This is a genomic window from Tolypothrix sp. VBCCA 56010 (assembly GCF_050875635.1).
Lineage (GTDB): Bacteria > Cyanobacteriota > Cyanobacteriia > Cyanobacteriales > Nostocaceae > Hassallia.
In genome coordinates this window covers 1-2,553 of record NZ_JBPAOH010000311.1, presented here as the reverse complement: position 1 = coordinate 2,553, position 2,553 = coordinate 1, and the positions used below count along the sequence as shown (strand labels likewise).

Annotated in this window: 3 protein-coding genes; all 3 read left to right on the top strand. The window is 41.4% G+C overall.

What is annotated here, in order from left to right:
- Positions 1–189, top strand: a 189-nt coding sequence (locus AABK37_RS41065) for a hypothetical protein (RefSeq protein WP_432557122.1), incomplete at its 5' end; no start/stop codon positions are given.
- Entirely contained in the window at positions 183–641 is a 459-nt protein-coding gene (locus tag AABK37_RS41060; protein WP_432557121.1) for a hypothetical protein, read from the top strand. The genes AABK37_RS41065 and AABK37_RS41060, both read left to right, overlap by 7 nt.
- A 284-nt stretch (positions 642–925) precedes the next feature.
- A partial coding sequence (locus AABK37_RS41055) for a tetratricopeptide repeat protein (protein WP_432557120.1) occupies positions 926–2,553 on the top strand: 1,628 nt, incomplete at its 3' end.

The window sequence follows — 2,553 nt, the reverse complement described above, 5'->3', positions numbered from 1 at the left end:
TCAAAGCCAGGCGTAAGCGTCATCGAGAGATTGACGCTTACACCCAACAAATTTGGGTTTTATCTTCTTAAGTTGACACCAATGGGCACTGCCGTGCCCCTACACCTCGCAACTAAAAATCCGAAAAGCTGTACAGTAAGTTTGTATATTACTGTGTTGCTACTGAATTTACGTGCAAACTTATGGTAGAACCTTTAACGGCAGCGGTGATTGTCTCTTTATTTTTCTCTGAGGCAATTAAAGAAGGTGGAAAAGCTTTAACAAAAGGTGCGGTTGATACATTTACTCAACTGGTAAACACGATTCGGGAAAAGTTTAAGGCAGAGGGAACAGAAGGGTTGCTGACAAGAGCGGAAAATCAACCTACAGAAGCGAATAAGACAAAGCTGCAAGATGAACTACAAACCCAAATTGATGCAGATGAAGCATTTGCTCAGAAACTTAAGGATTTAGTTGCGCTGCTACAAGCACAAGATGCAACGATACGTCAAGTAGTTTTGAGTGAGATTGAATTAAGTGACGATTTAAAAGCAAAAGATATTAACCAAAAAGCTACGAGGGATGGTTCAGTTAACCAGGAAATGATTAAAGGGGTGAAAGCTAAAAGCATTGATGTAGGCAATTTAAATCAAGAAGCTTAACTCACATTTTGCACCGGACGATTAAAATCGCGGCTACCCGAACAAAGCCGGCACACGCAGGCTACTAAATTCTTGATTTTCCGTAGATACGTAGGGTGCGTTAGCGACAGCGTAACGCACCAAATCTTTGATAATGGTATGTTACGGATTCAACAATCACGCACCCTACAATATCTAATTTTGTTCAAAAATTGTGTTAGGGCATTAAGGGTAAGGCATCGAGATAAATGGTGCGTTGCGCTTCGCTATAACGCACCCTACAAAGTTAAGATTTATTTAAAATCATGACTACTAATCCAGATTCTCAAATTGTACAAAGAATCTTTGAGAATGTACGGGCTGAGGGCAATATTACAGTCGGAGACATTACCCAGATTTATCAAGGCGTTAGTAATTTAGATAATATTCCTAAACCAACGGGTTTTCGGCAAAATATTCCTAAAAGTAGCACAGATAAGTTTGTCGGACGAGCAAGGGAATTAGAACGGCTCCACCAACAGTTACAACGCAATAATGAGGTAGTTATTGCTGCTGTGGAAGGTATGGGGGGAGTTGGTAAAACTGAATTAGCAATCCAGTATTCGCTGTTACATTTGCAGTTGCATAATTACCCTGGTGGTATCTGCTGGTTGCGAGCTAGAGAGGAAGATATGGGAGTGCAAATCGTCCAATTTGCGAGAACAGATTTAAGTTTGCAACCTCCAGATGATTTGGAGTTACCAGAACGAGTACGCTGGTGCTGGCAGCATTGGCAGCAGGGAGATACTCTGCTGGTTTTGGATGATGTGAAGAATTACAAGGATATAAAACCCTACCTACCACCACAACCATCTCAGTTTAAAGTATTAATTACAACCAGATTAAAGCTAGATTTAGCAGGTTCTTTGTTTTTGTCAGCTTTGCAAGAGTCAGATGCACTCTTATTACTGAGTCAATTGATAGGGGAAGAAAAGATAAACCAAGAGTTAGCACAAGCTCAAGAACTTTGTCAGCGTTTAGGATATTTGCCCCTAGCTTTACAATTAGTTGGGCGATATGTGAAAAAGCGTAAGATATCTTTGGCTGAAATGTTACGACGGTTAGAGTCAAAAGGGCTAGGTCATCCTTCTTTAATAGTAAATGAAAATGACCCCACTTGGACACTCGATGTTAAACGGGGTGTTGCAGCTGCTTTTGAGTTGAGTTGGTTAGAATTAAATGAAGCAGCCCAACAGTTAGGCTGTTTACTAAGTTTATTTGCTTTGGCTCCGATTCCTTGGTCGTTAGTGGAAAGTGCTGCTAAAGAGCAAGACTCGGAAGCATTGGAAGATACCAGAGTTGAATTAGAAAACTTGCACTTGCTTGTGGGTGAAGATAGTTATCAGTTACATCAGTTGATTCGAGAGTTTCTCAGAGACAAGCAAAATAACTTACCTGTTGCTGACGAGCAAAAATATAATTACTGCGCTGCAATGGTTGAAGTGGCACAGGAAATTCCTGAAACACCTATATTGCAAGACATTACTAGATTAACTCCTTTTATCCCCCACCTTGCTGAAGTTGCCACTGTTTACCAGAATTGGTTAAGTGATGAAGATTTAATTGTGCCCTTTGATGGCTTGGGTAACTTTTATAAAGGTCAAGGAGCTTACGCACAAGCTTTACCTTGGGAAGAGCAATGTTTATTAGTTGCAAAAGAGCGCTTGGGAGAAGAGCATCCCCATGTTGCCAGCAGTTACAACAACCTCGCTTTGCTCTACTATTCCCAAGGACGGTACAGTGAAGCTGAACCACTGTACCAAAAAGCTTTGCAACTAACGCAACGCTTGCTGGGAGAAGAGCATCCCCATGTTGCCAGCAGTTACAACAACCTCGCTTTGCTCTACTATTCCCAAGGACGGTACAGTGAAGCTGAACCACTGTACCAAAAAGC